The organism is Pseudoxanthomonas sp. GM95 (genome assembly GCF_900109775.1).
Lineage (GTDB): Bacteria > Pseudomonadota > Gammaproteobacteria > Xanthomonadales > Xanthomonadaceae > Pseudoxanthomonas_A.
The window spans coordinates 1,204,117-1,221,405 of record NZ_FOAX01000001.1 but is presented as its reverse complement, the minus strand read 5'-3'; the positions used below and the strand labels follow the sequence as shown (position 1 = coordinate 1,221,405).

Sequence of the window (17,289 nt, the reverse complement as noted above, 5' to 3'; positions counted from 1 at the left end):
GCTCGAGCGGCTCCCACACATAAAAAAAGCCGGTGCGCCCCACGCGCACCGGCTCCGGGAAAATCCCTGATCTCAGTTCAACCGATCAATAGCCCAAGTCGTTGAGGAAGCGCTCGGTGTAATCCAGTGCACCCGGACCGCTGTATGAATTGCAGATCGGCGAGGCCGAATCGGTCGGCGAAGCGCACGGCGTATCGCGATCCAGCGACCAGTGGTGCACGCCGGCCAGGCCGTTCTGTGCCGCATACAGGGCGACCGTATCGACGTTGTCCAGGGTGAAGATCTCGTCGGCCGTATCGTTGCGGCCCAGCATCGGCGTCACTTCGATGTGCTCCGGCGCGATGCCGTAGGTGTGACGCAGGTTCTCCACCGCCTGGATCGTCGAGGCCCCCATGTCGCACAGACCGTCGCTCTTGAGCACGCAGTTGGACGCCTGCGCGCGGCCGAAATCCATCACCATCAGGTTGATGGTGTAGTGCTGGATGCCGGCGGCCATCACCGCTTCGATCACCTGGTTGCCCAGCGCGTTGACGCCGCCGTAGCTGCCGTCGGACGCGGCCAGCGTGGCCACGGTGAAGGAGAAGCGCAGTGTCGGGAACTGGCTCTGCACCGCGGCCACCGCCGCCACCAGCGAATCGGTCTGCGCCTGGGTCTGGCCGCCTTCGATGTCGAAGTCCACGCCCACCATGTGCGAGGAGTAGTAGCGGTTGATGAAGTTGGTCAGGCCCTGCGCGCTGGAACAGGTGAACGTGCCCGACGCGCCGCCGGTGGAGATGATGTAGCCCACGCCCGCGCTATCCAGCGTGGCGATGTTGGCACTCTTGAAGGCATCGGCCGAAACGCCGCCCCAGGTTTCGCTGCCACATTCACCGGTGGCGAAGGCCAGCGTCAGCGTGTCCAGGTTGGTGAGGCTGGTCGACAACAGGCTGCCCGCGCCGGCCACCGGGATCGCCGATCCGGTCACCTTGGTCTGCATGACGTTGTTGTTCCAGTTGAGGTTGATCGTGATGTCCTTGTACGGACTGAACACGAAGCTGCTGAAGGTCGGCGGCGTCGGCGTGCCGCCGTTGCCACCATCACCACCGCCGTCATCGCCACCGCCGTCGTCCCCGCCTCCGCCGGTGCCGCTGCACGCGCCCTGCGAGGTCCACGGCTGGCCCGATCCTGTTGCCCCACTGTGCGTGGCAGGATCGTCGCCCTGGGTCCACCAGTTGGCGACGTAGTTGGTGCCGTTCTCGCTGGCGGTGTTGCCGCCGTTGTAGACCGTGCCGGCGCTCCAGGCCGCCGCGCATGCAGCCTGCGCCTGGGCTGGTGCGACCGGGGCGACCGTGATGGCCGCGGCGGCGGCCAATGTGCCGAGGATGCTGGTGGTCGTGCCTGCGGTGATCATCGACCACAGCGTCGAGTTCCTGATGGACATCGCGTCTCTCCAGTTCTGATGGCCTGGCATCGGTGCCGGCCTTGGCTTGAATCGCCTGGCCCGCCCCCTGTCGGCCAGACCCGTTCACTGCTGGACTGCTTGACCGCCGATGTCACGTTTGTCACATGGCGAAGCGACGGTGCGATTCGGAAGACAACGTTGTCAATTGCAGAATTGCTGAACTGACGACTCAATCCCAATGACGTTTCGCGCGACTTGAAGATGGGGTATTTCGGACATGCGCTGTCTTGCAGCGCGCAAGCCGCAGACAGAAGGTTTCTTCGGACGGAATTGATACGACGCGATCACGTGCGCCTGGCGACCTTGATGACAACGACAAGGCGAAGCGCGACGACACGCGGCTGGACAACCGGCGTCAAAGTCCACGTTTCATCGGAATTTTCGTGAAATCAATGCACCCATGCAGTGCGGTCGACCCACGCACGCCTACGCAGACATGCAACACGCCGTGTTCGCCCGCACGAGACAAGGCTTCCAAGCCGCATGGCGTTAGCGGATCGAGAAAGGCAGTCAACGACAGGACATCGCCGCGCACGACGGCGCGACGATCTAACAATCAACGCGCGCACTGAAAGCGGTTACGCCCTGCACCGCATCAACGCGGGCGATGGCGTTCCTGCAACACGTTCACCGCGTCGGCCAGCGAAAGCCCACGCGCTCGCAGCAACACGGTGAGGTGATACAGCAGGTCGGCGCTTTCGCCGAGCAGGTCCGCATCTTCCTGCGCCACGGCGGCCAGCGCGGTTTCCACGCCCTCCTCGCCCACCTTCTGCGCGATGCGGCGGATGCCGCCGTCGAACAGCTTGGTCGTGTAGCTGCCCTCAGGACGATCGGCATGACGCGTGGCGATCAACGTATCGAGTTCGCCCAAAAACGCGATGGCGGCCACGCCCGGTGCCTGCGCCGCATCAGCCTGCACGCCAGGGGCTGTGGGAAAACAGCTCACCCGGTCCAGGTGGCAGGTGTTGCCGTGCGGACGGGCCAGCACCAGCACCGTGTCGGCATCGCAGTCGATCTGCACGTCGACCAGGTCCAGGAAATGCCCGGAGGTCTCGCCCTTGGTCCACAGGCGCTCTTTGCTGCGGCTGAAAAAGGTCACGTGGCCACTCTCGCGCGTGACCTGCAACGCCTCGGCATTCATGTACCCCAGCATCAGCACACGCAGCGTGTCGGCGTCCTGCACCACGGCCGGCAGCAGCCCGTCGCCCTTGGCCCAGTCCAGTGTTTCGTTCTGACTCATGTCGATTCCTGTTGCGGCCGCTCAAGCGGCCAAGCGCACGGCGATGCCATCGGCGGCCAGCGTGCGCTTGAGATCGGGGATGGCGATGGCGCCACTGTGGAAGACGCTGGCGGCCAGCGCCGCGTCCACGTCGGCGTCCTTGAACGCCGCGGTGAAATGTTCGGGCAAGCCCGCGCCGCCGGAAGCGACCAGCGGCACATGGCACAACGCACGCGCCGCCTTGAGCTGTTCGATATCGTAGCCGCGGCGCACGCCGTCGCTGTCCATGCAGTTCAGCACGATCTCGCCAGCGCCCAGGTCCTGCGCCTGCACGATCCAGTCCAGGGTGCGCAGCGCTTCGGCGCGGGTCTTGGACGGATCGCCGGTATAGCTGCGCACGCGCCATTCGCCATCGGCTTCACGCACCGAATCGATGCCGACCACCACGCACTGCACGCCGAAAGCCGTGGCCAGTTCGCCGATCAGCGCAGGTCGCTCCAGCGCCGGGGTATTGATCGACACCTTGTCCGCGCCGGCGTTGAGCACGGCACGCGCGGTCTCCACGCTGCGGATGCCGCCGGCGACGCAGAACGGGATATCGAGCAGGCGCGAGACTTTCTCCACCCAGCCGTAATCGACCGAGCGGCCTTCCGGACTCGCGCCGATGTCGTAGAACACCAGTTCGTCGGCGCCGGCATCGCGGTAGCGCAAGGCGAGTTCGGCAATGTCGCCCATGTCGATGTGGTCGCGGAACTTGACGCCCTTGACCACGCGGCCGCCGCGCACATCCAGGCACGGCACGATGCGCCGACTCAGCATGACGCAGCTTCCGCGAAGGCCTGTTCCAGCGTGAAGCGACCTTCCAGCAAGGCACGGCCCAGCACGATGCCCCCGCAGCCAGCCGCTTTGGCCTGGCTGACATCGCTCACCGCGTGCACGCCGCCGGAGGCCTGCACCTGCACCTGCGGCAACAGCGCGACCAGGTGGCGATAGAGCGCGAAGTTCGGCCCGGTCAGCATGCCGTCGCGGGCGATATCGGTGCACAGCAACTGCTGGAGGCCGGCATCGGCGTAGCGCGTGGCCAGTTCGTCCAGCGCCACGCCGGAGCCTTCGGTCCAGCCGTGGATCGGCAACTGCCATACGCCAGCGTCGTCCTGGCGCGCGTCCAGTGCGACGGTGATGCGCTCGGGGCCGAATTCCTGCAGCCACGCCAGCACTTCCAGCGGCGCACGCACCGACAGCGAACCGATCACCACGCGCGACGCGCCTGCTTCCAGCAACGCCAGCACATCGCGATGGCCGCGCACGCCGCCGCCGGTCTGCACCTGCAAGCCGGTAGTCGCGCGGATCTGCTGCAGCAGCGGCGCCAACGTGTAGCCGCCGGCGCGTGCGGCATCCAGGTCGACCAGATGCAGCCAGCGCGCCCCTTGCGCGGCGTAGGCCTGGGCGGCGGCGAGCGGATCGTCGCCGTAGTTGGTTTCGCGGTCGTAATCGCCCTGCGCCAGGCGCACGACGCGGCCGCCGCGCACGTCGATGGCCGGATACAGCTCGAAGGAAGGTGTGGCAAGCGTCATGACAGATCCTGCAGGCGTGGCGTCAGGCCAGGCCGTGTTCGATGAAGTTCTGCAGCAGGCGCGCGCCCACCGCGGCCGAGCGCTCGGGATGGAACTGCGCACCGGCGACGCGGCCGCGCTGCACCACGGCGGCAAATTCCTGCCCATGCGTGGCACTGCTCAGACAGTCGTCGCTGACCGGCGCTGCGTAGCTGTGGACGAAATAGGCCTGGTCCTGCGCGCCGATATCGCGTGTGAGCGAGGCTTCGCGCCGGGCGGCCAGCGTGTTCCAGCCCATGTGCGGCACGCGGATGCCGGCGCTGACCGGCAGCTTGGCAACCTTGCCGGACAGCAGGCCCAGGCAGGCGGTGTCGTCTTCTTCGGAATGTTCGAACAGCACCTGCATGCCGACGCACACGCCCAGCAGCGGCGCATCCAAGGTCTTGATGACCTCGACCAGCTGCAGCTCGCGCAAGCGGCCCATCACCTGCGCCGCAGCGCCAACGCCCGGCAGGATTACGCGATCGGCACTGAGGATCACCTCGGCATCGGTGGTCAATTCGGCCTCGACGCCCAGCCGGCTCAGCGCATAGCGCACCGAGCCGATGTTGGCGCCACCGGCGTCGATCAAGGCCAGCCGCGTCACAGCGCGCCCTTGGTCGAGGGCAGTTCGGAGCCTTCGCGCTTGATCGCCTGGCGCAACGCACGCGCCAGCGCCTTGAAGCTGCCTTCGATCTTGTGGTGATCGTTGTCACCGCGTACCTGCACGTTGATGTTGACGCCGGCCGAATCGCACAGCGAACGGAAGAAATGCTCGACCAGCTCGGTCGGCATATCGCCAACGCGCTCACGCTGGAACGTTCCATCAAACACCAGGTACGGACGCCCCGAGAAATCCAGCGCGACCTGCGCCAGCGTCTCGTCCATCGGCAGCGTGAAGCCGTAGCGGCCGATGCCGTGCTTGTTGCCCAGCGCCTGCTTCAAGGCTTCGCCCAAGGCCAGCGCGGTGTCCTCGATGGTGTGGTGCTCGTCGATGTGCAGGTCGCCGGTGGTCTCGATCTCCAGCGCGAAGCCGCCGTGCTTGCCGATCTGCTCCAGCATGTGGTCGTAGAACGGCAGGCCGGTGTGGATCTTCGGCTCGGCGACCTTGTCCAGGTCGACCTCGACGCGGATGTCGGTTTCCTTCGTTCTGCGCCGCACGCTGGCCGTGCGCGGCGCATCGGCCAGCGCATGCGCGATGCCGGCCCAGTCCCACTCGCCGCCGAATTGCGCGGTCTTGAGCTGGAAGCCGCGGATGCCCAGGTTCTCGGCAAAGCGGATGTCGGTTTCGCGGTCGCCGACCATCGCCGAACCATCCAGGTCGATGCCGCGATCGCGCAGGTAATGCATCACCAGGCCAAGCTCTGGCTTGCGCGTGGGCGCCTTGTCGGCCGGCCAGCTGCAGTCCACCAGCACCTCGCGAAAGGTGATGCCCTGGCTTTCGAAAATCTGCAGCATCAGGTCGTTGGGGCCATCGAAACTCTCGCGCGGATAGCCCTCGGAGCCCAGCCCGTCCTGGTTGGTGACGATGACGAACTGGAAGCCGGCATCGCGCAGCTTCAGCATCGCCGGGATCACGCCTTTGACGAAGCGCAGCTTCTCGTAGGCGTCGATCTGGAAATCGGCCGGCTCTTCGATGAGCGTGCCGTCGCGATCGACGAAAAGAATCTTCTGGCTCATGCGGCCACCGTCTGTGCGTTCAATGCGGCAAGGACGCGGGCATTCTGCTCCGGCGTGCCGATGGTGATTCGCAGCGCATCATCGAGTTGTGGCGCAGAGCGCTGGTCGCGCACCACCACACCAGCGGCGAGCAGCGCACGGAACGCTGCTTCCGCATCGGCGAAACGCAGCAGCAGGAAATTCGCATCGGACGCGTAGACGCGCCGCACGCCGGGCAGCACCGACAGCGCGGATGCCAGGCGCGCGCGCTCCTCGATCACGGTGGCGATGCGCGCCCTGGTCGCCGCCAGCGCGCTCGGCGAAAGCCCAGCGACCGCCAGCTCGGCGCACGGCGTCGGCACCGGATACGGCGCCTGGCAGGCGCGCAGGACCGCAATCAAGCGCGGATCGGCGATCACCACACCCACGCGCGCCGCAGCCAGCGCGTGTGCCTTGGACAGCGTGCGCAGCACGGCCACTTCCGGATAGCGCACGCGCAGCGTGGTGGCCGACGGCACATCCGAAAATTCGCCATAGGCTTCATCCACCACCACCAGCGCCCTGCCCTGCAACGTCTGCAGCAGCGCTTCAATCTGCGCCAGCGGAATCGCCGCGCCGGTCGGATTGGCTGGCGAGCACAGGAACACGAGCTTCGCGCCCTGCTCCAGCACCGCGTTGGCAATCGCGTCGAGATCCGGCGCGAAGCCTTCCGGCCCATCAATCAGCGGCACGGCGATCAGCTTCGCGTCCTGCAGGCGCGCACTGACGGCGTACATGCCGAACACCGGCGGCGTCGCGACCACCGCGTCCTGCCCGGCCACGCACAGCGTGCGCACCAGCAGATCGATGGCTTCGTCGCTGCCGCGGCCGATCAGCAGCTCGTCCGGCGCGCAGCCATACAGGCTGGACAGCGCAGCCTTCAACGCGACCGGCTGCGGATCGGGATAGCGACGCGAGGTCGCATTGGCATCGGCCGGATTGCTCCACGCGCTTTCGTTGGCGTTGAGCCAGACGTCACCGCGCAGGTCTTCGGTGCGCGCCGACTTGTAGCCGCCGAAACCGCGCAGGTCGGGACGCACCAGCTCAAGCAAATCGCGTTGTTTCACATCAGGCTGGCTCATCGGGCGGCCTCCTGGATGCGCAGGCGCACCGCGTTGGCGTGCGCCTCCAGGCTTTCGGCTTCGGCCAGCGTCACCGCCGACGGCCCGATGGCCAGGATGCCGGCCGCATTGGCCGACTGCACGCTGACGAAATTCTGGAAGCTGGACACCGACACGCCGCTGTAGGCACGCGCCGCGCCACTGGTGGGCAGTACGTGGTTGGTGCCGCTGCAGTAATCGCCCAGTGCCTCGGGCGTGTAGTCACCCAGAAAGACCGAGCCTGCGGCCTCGACCTTGTCCAGCCACGCGCGCGGCTCGCGCAACGCCAGGATCAGGTGTTCCGGCGCATAGGTGTTGCTGATGGCGAAGGCTTCATCCAGCGACGCGACCTGCACCAGGCGCGAGGCGGACAACGCCTTGCGCGCGATGTCGGCGCGCGGCAGCACGGCGAGCTGCGCCGCAAGCGCGATTTCGACGCGATCCAGCAAGCCCGCATCGTCGGACAGCAGCAGCACCTGCGAATCCGGGCCGTGTTCGGCCTGCGATAGCAGGTCGGCGGCCACAAAGTCCGGGTTGGCGCCGGCATCGGCGATCACCAGCACTTCCGACGGCCCGGCCGGCATGTCAATGGCAGCCGCGCCGCTCTGCGCGACCTGCTGCTTGGCTTCGGTCACATACGCATTGCCCGGGCCGAACAGTTTGTCGCAGGCAGGCACCGGGCCGGCGCCGTAGGCCATCGCGGCAATCGCCTGCGCGCCGCCGAGCACGAACACGCGGTTCACGCCAGTCAGGCGCGCGGCGACCAGCACCGCAGGATCAGCCGTGCCGTCCTTGCGCGGCGGCGTGCACAGCACGACCTCGCGGCAACCGGCCAGGCCAGCCGGCACACCCAGCATCAGCGCGGTCGAGGGCAGCGGCGCGCTGCCGGCCGGCACGTACAGGCCGACACGACCGATGGGGCGGATGATGCGTTCGCAGACCACGCCCGGCGCGGTTTCCACTGCATACGGCTGGGCCATGCCGGCTTTGTGAAAGGCGGTGATGCGTGCAGCGGCGTCGATCATGGCCTGCTTCAGCGCCGGATCGATCGAGCCTTCCGCGGCGGCGAATTCTGCCTCGCCCACTTCGAAGGATTCCGGCGCGGCGCCATCGAAGCGCGCGGTGATCGCACGCAACGCGTCCAGCCCACCGCTGCGGACTTCATCAATCAGCGCAGCAACAGTGCGACGCGTCTCGGCAGCGACAGTCTGCGCGGGCCGTTCCAACGTCTGCGCCTGCGCGTTGGCATCCAGCGCGCTCCACACGATGCGCTGCGCGGCCACGGAGGTGTTCTTGAGCGAGGCGTTCATGCCAGCGAGCGCTCCACCGACAGCACCATCAGCCCCCGCGCGCCTGCGCGCTCCAGTTCCTCCAACTGCTGCCAGCTGATCGCGGTGTGGCACATGGTCTGCAGCGAGATGCCTTCGGCGTGTTCGCCGGGCAGCTGCACCAGCGGCTCGGCATCGGCCAGCAGGCGGGTCAGCGCGGGCACCGTGTCCGGCGCGGCGCGGAACATCAGCAGCTTGCTGTCCTTGAGCTTGAGCACGCCGTCCATGCGTCGCAGCAGCATGGCCGACAGGTCGGCGCGCGCGTCGTTGAAGCCGCGCACCGGCCCGGCCAACACGGCTTCGCTTTCGAGCAGCGTTTCGACAGGCTTGAGCTGATTGGCCCTTAGCGTGGCACCGCTGGAGACCAGGTCGCAGATCAGGTCGGCGGTATCGAGCTTGGGCGCGATCTCGACCGAACCGGACAGCTCGACCACGGACGCATCCACGCCACGCGCGGACAGCCACTGGCGCAGGATCGCCGGATAGCTGGTGGCGATGCGCAGGCCCTGCAGCTGCTGTGCACCTTCCCATTCCCAGGTTTCTGGAATGGCCAGCATCAGCCGGCAGCCACCGAAGCCCAGCGGGCGCACTTCGCGATAGGCCGGCGCCAGGCCGATTTCCAGGCGCGCATTGGCCTGCTCGTCTAGCTCGTTACGGCCGACGATGCCGTAATCGCAAACACCATCGGCGATCAGGCCGGGAATGTCGTCGTCACGGACCAGCAACAGGTCGACGGGCAACGACTCGCCGTAGCAGAACAGCTTGTCGCGGCTCTCGCGCCAGCTGAGCCCGCACGCGGCCAGCAGGCTGCGTGCGGGCTCGGCCAGGCGGCCGGATTTCTGGATGGCGATGCGCAGACGGTCGCGCGTCGCATTGGCGACGATGGGAGGCATGAGGACTTCTTCAGTTGGAGGCGCTGGCGCGCGACTGCTGGCGGCGCAATGCGGCGGCATAGCCGCCGGTGCCGGTTTCCAGCGTGCGCGCCACGCGCCCGATGGTGGTGACACTGACCTCGGTCAGTTCGTGGATTTCGCGATAGGGCACGCCCTTGAGGATCAGCGGCACCACGCGCCAGCGGTCGGCCATGGCCTCCAGCTCGGCGGGCGTGCACAGATCCTGCAGAAACGCGCGGACTTCCTCCGGCTTGGACAGCCCACCCAAGGCCCGGGCCAGCGATTGCAGGGCAAGGCTGGCGGTCTTCTCGTCGATGTCGGTGCGGCGCTTCATGGACGTCTCAATGTATTAACGCGCTATCACATTAGCACAACCAGACAAGCTCGAACAACCCGCGCCCCTGCCGCCGGCTGAATCTGGTGATCGCGCCGAATCAAGGTCCCAGCGCGCCAGGCACAAAAAAGGGCGCCATTGGCGCCCTTCTTGTTCCACAACTTAAGGTCCGGCTCAACGCCCTGCCAGCGCGCTCGCCTGGGCCAGCTCCACGCGTAGCGCGGTGGCCAGTTCGTCGCGCGGGACTTCGAACTGTAGTTCGCGGACCAGATCCTTGACCGTGACCACGCCGCGGGCGAGCTCGTCTTCGCCCGCCAGGGCGACGAAGCGGATGCCGGCACGCGAGGCGTACTGGAACTGCTTGCCAAGCTTCTTGGGCTCCATCTGCACTTCGGTGTTGATGCCACCGGCGCGCAGGCGGCTGGCGATATCCAGCGACTGGTCCAGCTGCGACTCCTCCATCAGCGCGACCATGGCCTGCACGCAGCTGACGTCGGCCTCGACGATCAGGCCGGCTTCGCGCAGCTGCCAGAACAGGCGCGTCAGGCCGATCGAAATGCCTACGCCCGGCAGCTTGGACTTGCTGTAGTGGCTGGCGAGATTTTCGTAACGACCGCCCGAACAGATCGAGCCGATCTGCGGATACGCATCCAGCTGGGTCTCGTAGACCGTGCCGGTGTAGTAATCCAGGCCACGGGCGATGGAGAAGTTGAGGCAATACGCACTGTCCGGTACGCCCAGTGCGTGGACCAGGGTCAGCACCTCGCGCAGCTCGGCGATGCCTTCGTTGAAGACCTCGCTGCCCTGCCCCAACGCGTCCAGCTTGGCGAGCGCATCGGCGTGCCCGGTCGAACGCATCGCGACGAAGGCCAGGATCCTGTCCACGACCTCGGCGGACAGGCCGAAGCCTTCGCCGGTGAGCGTCTCGCGCACGTAGTCCGGGCCGCGCTTGTCGAGCTTGTCGACCTCGCGCAGCACCAGCATCTGCTGCTCGCCATCTGCCACGCCCAGATTCTCGAAGAACCCGCGCATCAGCTTGCGGTTGTTGAGCTGCACGGTGAACGCGCCGATCTGCAGTTCGGAGAACACCGCGTGGATCACCGCCAGGATCTCGGCATCGAAGCGGATGCTCAGCGCATCCTTGCCGATCACGTCGATATCGCACTGGTAGAACTCGCGGAAGCGGCCGCGCTGGGCGCGCTCGCCGCGATACACGCGCTGCATCTGGTAGCGACGGAACGGGAACGCCAGCTCGTGCTCGTGCTCGGCCACGTAGCGCGCCAGCGGCACGGTCAGGTCGAAACGCAGCGCCAACTCGGGCAGGCCTTCGTTTTCCTGCTGCAGCGCGCCGGTGGACTGGGCGAAATACACCTGGCGCTCGGTTTCGCCGCCGGATTTGGTCAGCAGCACGTCCGACAGCTCGAACACCGGCGTCTCCACCGGCAGGAAGCCGAACCGCTCGTAGTTGCGGCGGATCGTGTCCAGCATGCGCTGGAAGGCGATCTGGTCACGGGGCAGCAGCTCCATGACGCCTGGCGGCGTGCGCGGCTTGATCAAGCGGGTAACTCCGGGTGCGTGGGCCGCCTATTCTAACTGTGAGCGGGCCCGCGACACCGCCTGGAACGCTTGCAGGACAAGGCATCGTCATCGAAGTGAAAAAAGTTGTTGCCGGACCCGCATTCCTTCCTTAGAATGCGCGGCTCCTTCGGGGTGTAGCTCAGTCTGGTAGAGCGCTACGTTCGGGACGTAGAGGTCGCAGGTTCGAATCCTGTCTCCCCGACCAGCTTTTGTAAGTGGTCAACAAAAAAACCGCCTCACGGCGGTTTTTTTGTGCCTGATGATGGATGGCCCGGCGCGTCGGATCGACGCGCCGGATGCCGCGCTCAGTTCAGCGACGAAGCACTACTGGGACGCGGGCTGCTGTGTTCGTTGGCGATGATGGCCTGGCGCAGGTCGAGCGCGCCCAGCGGGCAGACGTCGAACAGGTTGTCCAGGCGCAGCTCGGCCTCTTCGGCCAGGCGCATGGCCAGCGCGAACTGCTCACCCACGAACGGGAATGCATCGTCCAGGTCGTGCACGCGCCCGGCGACCTGGCGATCGAAGCTGCGCTGCATCGCCTCGATGCCCTGCAGCACCAGAATCAGGTCTTGCAGCAGCGAGCCGCTTTCGCCCAGCAGCGGCAGCTGTGGGATCAACACGCGCAACGACTCAGGCACGTGCGCGGCACGCCGTGCGGCATCGCCGAAGAAGATCGTGCTGGTGCCCGCCACCTGCAGCTCCAGCACCTCGCTGATGTCGGCCATGATCTGGTTGCACGACGCGCTGGCCATCAGCGCCACGCTGCGGGCTTTCAACAATTCGGCGGCCTGATCGGCCTTGCGCTGCCGATGGCGGCCAATCCACGACACCGTCAGCGCAACGGCAATCGCCAGCACCGACAGGATCGCCTGCGCCCAGGCGGCCCAGACCTGCGCCCCCCAGCTCTCACATCCAAACCCCAAACACCCCATTGCGTACATCCCCCTGTTTCAGGGGGACAAGCATGCGGTGCATGGGGGTCCTCGGCAATCCTGCGACGCAGCACTTCCGCCAGCGTGACTGACGTGCTAGCGCGAACCGCGCATCCAGCCCAACCAGACGCTAGCGATGCGTCTTGGGCCGAACGTGACCGCCGTCTGGATCAGGCGTTTTCCAGCCCGAAACCCGCGCCACGCGCCAGCATGTCGAAGCCCGGGAACGAGGTTGCGACGTTGGCGATATCGCCGACACGGATCTGGCCGTTGCAGCGCTGCGCGGCGATGGCAAAGGCCATCGCGATGCGATGGTCGCCGTGGCTGTCGATGCTGCCGGACTGCACCGGGCCTGGATGGATCGTCGCGCCGTCTTCGGTCTCGTCGATCTGCAGGCCCAGCGCACGCAGGCCATTCGACATTGCAGCCAGGCGATCGGACTCCTTGACCCGCAGCTCGGCCGCGCCGCGCACGACGGTCGGGCCTTGCGCACAGGCCGCGGCGATGAACAGCGCGGGGAACTCGTCGATCATGTCCGGCACCACGTCCAGCGGTACTTCGATGCCCTTGAGCGGCGCGTAGCGCACGACCAGGTCGGCCACTGATTCACCGCCGTGCTCGCCTGCGTTTTCCTCGGTGATGTCGGCGCCCATCAGGCGTAGTGCGGTGAGCAGGCCGGTGCGGCGCGGATTCAGGCCGACCTGGCGCAGGCGCAGCTCGCTGCCCGGGATGATGCTGGCGGCGACCAAGAAGAACGCGGCCGAGGAGAAATCCGCCGGTACGGTGATGTCACCGGCCTTCAGGCGCTGGCCGCCGCGCAGGCGCGCGAAGCCCGGTGAGAATTCGATGTCCACGCCCAGCGCGGCGAGCATGCGCTCGGTGTAGTCGCGGGTCGGGTGCGGCTCGCGCACGATGGTCTCGCCCTGTGCGAACAGCCCGGCCAGCAGCACGCAGGACTTGATCTGCGCGCTGGCCACCGGCGGGGTGAAGTCGATGCCGCTCAGCGCGGTGGTGCCGCGGATGTGCAGCGGCGGCACGCCACCTTCCTGCGTGTCGATCCGGGCGCCCATCAGCGCCAGCGGATCGGTGATGCGGCGCATCGGGCGCTTGGACAGCGAGGCATCGCCGACCAGCGTGCTGTCGAACGGCTGCGCGGCGAGCACGCCGGCGATCAAGCGCATGCCGGTGCCGGCGTTGCCGCAGTCCAGCGGGCCATCGGCGGCCTTGAGGCCATCGATGCCGACGCCATGCACGATGCGGCGTGAGGCCGAGGGCGTTTCGATCCGCACGCCCAGCCTGGCGAAGATCGCAGCGGTGGCGCGGGTGTCTTCGCCTTCCAGGAACCCGTCGATCTGGCTGGTGCCATCGGCGAGCGCCGACAGCATGATGGCGCGGTGCGAGACCGACTTGTCGCCGGGAATCTCCAGCGTGCCGCGCAGCGGCGTGCCGGGCGAAGCGATCCAGTCTTGGGGCGTGTTGTTCATGGCGATGCGGTCTTGGTCATGCGCCGGCACGTGGTCGGCGGCTTGAAACGGAATGGAGGGAGAGCAGCGACATCAGGGCGCGTGGTGCGTCCCTCGGCGCACAGGCTTACGGCACGGCGACCGGATAGCTGCCCAGCACCTTGATCTGTGCCGAATGCGCCTTCAGCTCGGCCAGGGCCAGCTTCATCGCTTCGTCCTCGATGTGGCCGGCCAGGTCGATGAAAAAGCCGTATTCCCACTTGGCGTGGTGCGACGGGCGCGACTCGATGCGGTTCATGCTGATGCCATGGCGGGCAAACGGGCTGAGCACGTCGAACAGCGCGCCCGGCTTGTCGTGGATGAACACCAGCACCGAGGTGCGGTCGTGGCCCGACGGCGGGAAGATCTGGCGACCGACCACCAGAAAGCGCGTGGTGTTGTCCTTGTCGTCCTGGATCGGGCTCATCACGACCTTCTTCAGGCCGTAGGCGTGCACCGCACTCTCGCCGCCGATGGCCGCGGCGTCATCGCTGCCACGGGCGCGGCGTGCGCCCTCGGCATTGCTGGACACCGGCACCTTCTCGGCCTTGGCCAGGTTGGCACGCAGCCAGCCGGAGGTCTGCATGAAGGACTGCGGATGCGCGTAGACGCGTTCGATGTCCTCGATGCGGCCGCTGCGCGACATCAGGTACTGCTGCACGCGCAGTTCGACTTCGCCGCAGATCTTGAGGTTGGAGGTAAGGAACATGTCCAGCGTGATCTGGATCGTGCCCTGCCCGGAATTCTCCACCGGCACCACGCCGAAATCGGCGTTGCCGCTTTCCACTTCCTGGAAGACTTCCTCGATGGTCGCCATCGGCACGCCCAGCGCCGAGCGGCCGAAGTGCTTGAGCACGGCCTGCTGGCTGAAGGTGCCTTCCGGGCCGAGGTAGCCGATCTTCAGCGGCTCCTGCTGGGCCAGGCAGGCGGACATGATTTCGCGGAACACATGCACCAGCAGCTCATCCGACAACGGCCCCTGGTTGCGGTCCACCACCATGCGCAGCACCTGCGCCTCGCGCTCGGGGCGGTAATAGTCCACCGCCGCCGCCAGCTTGCCCTTGGCCTTGCCGACCTGATGGGCGAACTCGGCGCGCTCGGCGATCAGCGCCTGGATCTGGCGGTCGATGCCATCGATCTTGGCGCGCACGTCCGACAGCACCGGTGCAGCCACCGCAGGCACCTTGGCGACGTTCTCGGGTTTGGCGGCCTTGGCCACGGACGTGGACTTGGCGGCGGCAGGCTTGGAGGTTTTCTTGGTCATTCGCGGTGATCCGTGAAGCAAAGTTTTTTGAAGGCAGGCGATGCGATGTCTTGTGGGAGCCGCTTCAGCGGCGATGAGGCTTCATGCGAACGCCTCGCTGCTGAAGCAGCTCCCACATCAACGCGCGTCAGCCGTTGCGCTGCTGGAAGTCGTGCATGAAATCCACCAGCGCCTGCGCACCGGACACTGGCAGCGCGTTGTACAGCGACGCGCGCAGGCCACCGACGGCCTTGTGGCCCTTCAGCGCCAGCAGCCCGGCGGCCTTGGATTCGGTGAGGAAACGCGCGGTCAGCGTGTCGTCCGGCAGGAAGAACGGGATGTTCATCCGCGAGCGAGCGCCCGGCACGACTTCGTTGCGATAGAACCCGCCCGAGCCGTCGATCGCGCCATAGACCAGCCCAGACTTCTGCGCGCTGCGCTTGGCGAATTCGGTGACGCCGCCTTCGTCTAGCATCCAGCGGAACATCAGCCCGGCCAGATACCAGTTCCAGGTCGGCGGGGTGTTGAGCATCGAGTCGCGCGCACTGTGCGAGCGGTAGTCGAAGATGTCCGCGCGCGGCTGGCCGCTGCGCTCCAGCAGGTCGCGGCGGATGATGACTACCGCCACGCCGACGGGGCCGAGGTTCTTCTGTGCGCCGGCGTAGATCACGCCATATTTCGAAACATCCACCGGCTCGGAGGCGATCGACGAAGAGAAATCGGCGAACAGCGGCACGCTGCCCACGTCCGGCGTGTCGCGGAACTCGACGCCGTGGATGGTCTCGTTGGCGGTGATGTGCACGTAGGCCGCATCGGCCGACAGCTGCCAGGTGTCGCGCGCCGGGATGTCGGTGAAATGGCTGGCTTCGCTGGTCGCGGCTACGTTCACGTTGACGTAGTCCTTGACCTGCTTGATCGCGGTCTTGCCCCAGTGGCCGCTGACCACGTAGTCCACGGTCTGGCCGGGATTGGCGAAGTTCAGTGCCAGCAGCGCCTGCGCGGTGGTGGCGCCGCCGGCCTGGAACAGCACCGCATAGTCGTCGGGAATGGACAGCAGCGTGCGCAGGTCGGCTTCGGCCCGGGCCGCCACTTCGATGAATTCCGCGCTGCGGTGGCTGATCTCGACGATGGAGGCGCCGATGCCATTCCACTCCAGCATCTCGGACTGCGCCTGGCGCAGGACGGCTTCGGGCAGTGCCGCAGGGCCGGCGCTGAAGTTGTGGACGCGTGCCATGGCAGCCTCTTTCAGGGGGCGCATAGTATGCCGCAGCCTGAATCGGCAAGTGCCCATCGCTGCATCCCGGATGACGCAATCTGCGTAACGGGCATGAAACGTGGCGCATCGGGCATGGACAGGATCGACCGATTCGGGAATTTTCGTCCCTGCCAAGCGTCCAATTAGTTGCCCATGTGACTTTCAAGCAGGAGATGCCCGTGTCTTTGCGTGATGCCCTCAATCTCAAGGACCACCAGGTCACCGACGAAGTGATCTATCGCGGTCGTCGCGATCTGTTCAAGCTGGCCGCCGCGATGCCGGCGCTGGCCCTGGCCGGTTGCGCCGATGCCGATCCGCCCGAGGCGCCCAAGGCGGTGATCACGCCGGAACAGGCCAAGTCGGGCTTCCGCACCAGCGAAGAACTGACCAAGGTCGAGGACGTCACCAGCTACAACAACTTCTACGAGTTCGGGACCGACAAGGCAGACCCCGGTCGCGCGCCCAAGACCCTCAAGACCTCGCCCTGGACGGTCAATGTCAGCGGCGAGTGCGACAAGCCCGGCCGGGTCAACCTGGAGGACATCCTCAAGGCCGCGCCGGCCGAGGAGCGCATCTATCGCCTGCGCTGCGTGGAAGGCTGGTCGATGGTGATCCCGTGGACCGGGATCCCGCTGGCGGCGGTGCTCAAGCAGTTCGCGCCGACCTCCAAGGCCAAGTACGTGGCCTTCACCACGCTGGCCGATCCGAAGCAGATGCCGGAGATCCGCTACCGCTCGATCAACTGGCCCTACCGCGAAGGCCTGCGCATGGACGAGGCGATGCATCCCCTCGCCTTCCTGGCCACCGGCCTGTACGGCAAGGCCCTGCCGCAGCAGAACGGCGCGCCGTTGCGCCTGGTGGTGCCGTGGAAGTACGGCTTCAAGAGCATCAAGTCGATCGTGGAGATCAAGTTCGTCGAAAAGATGCCCGAAACCGCCTGGCACGACCTGCAGCCCAGCGAATATGGCTTTTTCTCCAACGTCAATCCGCAGGTCGACCATCCGCGCTGGAGCCAGAAGACCGAGCGACGCATCGCCGGCAACGCCAGCAAGCTGTTCGCCGAGCGCATCGAGACGCGGATGTTCAACGGCTACGCCGACCAGGTGGCGTCGATGTACACCGGCATGGATCTGCGCCGGTGGTTCTGAGCGCCGACCGTCCCGTCGCCCGCCCG

The 17,289-nt window shown here is 66.6% G+C and carries 16 protein-coding genes and 1 tRNA gene; 2 read left to right on the top strand and 15 right to left on the bottom strand.

Going from position 1 to position 17,289, the window contains the following annotated elements:
- Positions 1-85: 85 nt before the first annotated feature.
- The 11 genes from BMZ17_RS05775 to hisS form a co-directional block, all read right to left on the bottom strand.
- Positions 86-1,420: a carbohydrate-binding protein gene (locus BMZ17_RS05775; protein ID WP_093136998.1), complete on the bottom strand. Its 1,335-nt coding sequence runs from the start codon at positions 1,418-1,420 to the stop codon at positions 86-88.
- Positions 1,421-2,036: 616 nt separating this feature from the next.
- Positions 2,037-2,681, bottom strand: coding sequence for a bifunctional phosphoribosyl-AMP cyclohydrolase/phosphoribosyl-ATP diphosphatase HisIE (gene hisIE / locus BMZ17_RS05770; RefSeq protein WP_093136995.1), 645 nt, complete (start codon positions 2,679-2,681; stop codon positions 2,037-2,039).
- Between the two features lie 21 nt (positions 2,682-2,702).
- Positions 2,703-3,479 carry an imidazole glycerol phosphate synthase subunit HisF gene (gene hisF, locus BMZ17_RS05765; RefSeq protein ID WP_093136992.1) on the bottom strand — a complete coding sequence of 259 codons (777 nt, stop codon included), beginning with the start codon at positions 3,477-3,479 and terminating at the stop codon, positions 2,703-2,705.
- Positions 3,473-4,234, bottom strand: coding sequence for a 1-(5-phosphoribosyl)-5-[(5-phosphoribosylamino)methylideneamino]imidazole-4-carboxamide isomerase (hisA, locus tag BMZ17_RS05760; protein WP_093136989.1), 762 nt, complete (start codon positions 4,232-4,234; stop codon positions 3,473-3,475). The genes hisF and hisA overlap by 7 nt, the downstream gene beginning before the upstream one ends.
- A 22-nt stretch (positions 4,235-4,256) precedes the next feature.
- Positions 4,257-4,859: an imidazole glycerol phosphate synthase subunit HisH gene (gene hisH / locus BMZ17_RS05755; RefSeq protein ID WP_093136986.1), complete on the bottom strand. Its 603-nt coding sequence runs from the start codon at positions 4,857-4,859 to the stop codon at positions 4,257-4,259.
- Positions 4,856-5,932 (bottom strand): bifunctional histidinol-phosphatase/imidazoleglycerol-phosphate dehydratase HisB, encoded by a 1,077-nt coding sequence (hisB, locus tag BMZ17_RS05750; protein WP_093136983.1) that lies wholly within the window; start codon positions 5,930-5,932, stop codon positions 4,856-4,858. Before hisB ends, hisH begins: the two co-directional genes overlap by 4 nt.
- Complete coding sequence (hisC, locus tag BMZ17_RS05745; RefSeq protein ID WP_093136980.1) at positions 5,929-7,032, bottom strand: histidinol-phosphate transaminase; 1,104 nt, start codon at positions 7,030-7,032, stop codon at positions 5,929-5,931. The genes hisB and hisC overlap by 4 nt, the downstream gene beginning before the upstream one ends.
- On the bottom strand, positions 7,029-8,360 hold the full coding sequence (hisD, locus tag BMZ17_RS05740) for a histidinol dehydrogenase (RefSeq protein ID WP_093136977.1): 1,332 nt from the start codon (positions 8,358-8,360) through the stop codon (positions 7,029-7,031). Before hisD ends, hisC begins: the two co-directional genes overlap by 4 nt.
- On the bottom strand, positions 8,357-9,271 hold the full coding sequence (gene hisG, locus BMZ17_RS05735) for an ATP phosphoribosyltransferase (RefSeq protein WP_093136974.1): 915 nt from the start codon (positions 9,269-9,271) through the stop codon (positions 8,357-8,359). Before hisG ends, hisD begins: the two co-directional genes overlap by 4 nt.
- Positions 9,272-9,281: 10 nt before the next feature.
- Complete coding sequence (locus BMZ17_RS05730) at positions 9,282-9,605, bottom strand: YerC/YecD family TrpR-related protein (RefSeq protein WP_093136971.1); 324 nt, start codon at positions 9,603-9,605, stop codon at positions 9,282-9,284.
- A 174-nt stretch (positions 9,606-9,779) separates the two neighbouring features.
- Positions 9,780-11,162 carry a histidine--tRNA ligase gene (gene hisS / locus BMZ17_RS05725; RefSeq protein WP_093136968.1) on the bottom strand — a complete coding sequence of 461 codons (1,383 nt, stop codon included), beginning with the start codon at positions 11,160-11,162 and terminating at the stop codon, positions 9,780-9,782.
- A gap of 149 nt (positions 11,163-11,311) precedes the next feature.
- Here hisS and BMZ17_RS05720 point away from each other — a divergent pair.
- Positions 11,312-11,388: transfer RNA gene (locus tag BMZ17_RS05720), tRNA-Pro, on the top strand.
- A 100-nt stretch (positions 11,389-11,488) separates the two neighbouring features.
- On the opposite strand, the gene BMZ17_RS05715 is transcribed toward BMZ17_RS05720, so the two are convergent.
- The 4 genes from BMZ17_RS05715 to serC form a co-directional block, all read right to left on the bottom strand.
- Positions 11,489-12,115, bottom strand: coding sequence for a hypothetical protein (locus tag BMZ17_RS05715; RefSeq protein ID WP_217645729.1), 627 nt, complete (start codon positions 12,113-12,115; stop codon positions 11,489-11,491).
- A 170-nt stretch (positions 12,116-12,285) separates the two neighbouring features.
- Complete coding sequence (gene aroA / locus BMZ17_RS05710) at positions 12,286-13,599, bottom strand: 3-phosphoshikimate 1-carboxyvinyltransferase (protein WP_093138070.1); 1,314 nt, start codon at positions 13,597-13,599, stop codon at positions 12,286-12,288.
- A 106-nt stretch (positions 13,600-13,705) separates the two neighbouring features.
- Complete coding sequence (gene pheA / locus BMZ17_RS05705; protein WP_093136962.1) at positions 13,706-14,881, bottom strand: prephenate dehydratase; 1,176 nt, start codon at positions 14,879-14,881, stop codon at positions 13,706-13,708.
- Between the two features lie 127 nt (positions 14,882-15,008).
- Positions 15,009-16,094 (bottom strand): 3-phosphoserine/phosphohydroxythreonine transaminase, encoded by a 1,086-nt coding sequence (serC, locus tag BMZ17_RS05700; protein WP_093138069.1) that lies wholly within the window; start codon positions 16,092-16,094, stop codon positions 15,009-15,011.
- A gap of 200 nt (positions 16,095-16,294) precedes the next feature.
- Between serC and msrP the strand changes: the two genes are divergently transcribed.
- Positions 16,295-17,263, top strand: coding sequence for a protein-methionine-sulfoxide reductase catalytic subunit MsrP (gene msrP, locus BMZ17_RS05695; protein ID WP_093138067.1), 969 nt, complete (start codon positions 16,295-16,297; stop codon positions 17,261-17,263).
- Positions 17,264-17,289: the final 26 nt, after the last annotated feature.

Coding starts and splice junctions, on each gene's coding strand:
- BMZ17_RS05775 (WP_093136998.1), bottom strand. CDS start 1,420: ATGTCCATCAGGAACTCGACGCTGTGGTCGATGATCACCGCAGGCACG.
- hisIE (WP_093136995.1), bottom strand. CDS start 2,681: ATGAGTCAGAACGAAACACTGGACTGGGCCAAGGGCGACGGGCTGCTG.
- hisF (WP_093136992.1), bottom strand. CDS start 3,479: ATGCTGAGTCGGCGCATCGTGCCGTGCCTGGATGTGCGCGGCGGCCGC.
- hisA (WP_093136989.1), bottom strand. CDS start 4,234: ATGACGCTTGCCACACCTTCCTTCGAGCTGTATCCGGCCATCGACGTG.
- hisB (WP_093136983.1), bottom strand. CDS start 5,932: ATGAGCCAGAAGATTCTTTTCGTCGATCGCGACGGCACGCTCATCGAA.
- hisC (WP_093136980.1), bottom strand. CDS start 7,032: ATGAGCCAGCCTGATGTGAAACAACGCGATTTGCTTGAGCTGGTGCGT.
- hisD (WP_093136977.1), bottom strand. CDS start 8,360: ATGAACGCCTCGCTCAAGAACACCTCCGTGGCCGCGCAGCGCATCGTG.
- hisG (WP_093136974.1), bottom strand. CDS start 9,271: ATGCCTCCCATCGTCGCCAATGCGACGCGCGACCGTCTGCGCATCGCC.
- BMZ17_RS05730 (WP_093136971.1), bottom strand. CDS start 9,605: ATGAAGCGCCGCACCGACATCGACGAGAAGACCGCCAGCCTTGCCCTG.
- BMZ17_RS05715 (WP_217645729.1), bottom strand. CDS start 12,115: ATGGGGTGTTTGGGGTTTGGATGTGAGAGCTGGGGGGCGCAGGTCTGG.
- aroA (WP_093138070.1), bottom strand. CDS start 13,599: ATGAACAACACGCCCCAAGACTGGATCGCTTCGCCCGGCACGCCGCTG.
- pheA (WP_093136962.1), bottom strand. CDS start 14,881: ATGACCAAGAAAACCTCCAAGCCTGCCGCCGCCAAGTCCACGTCCGTG.
- serC (WP_093138069.1), bottom strand. CDS start 16,094: ATGGCACGCGTCCACAACTTCAGCGCCGGCCCTGCGGCACTGCCCGAA.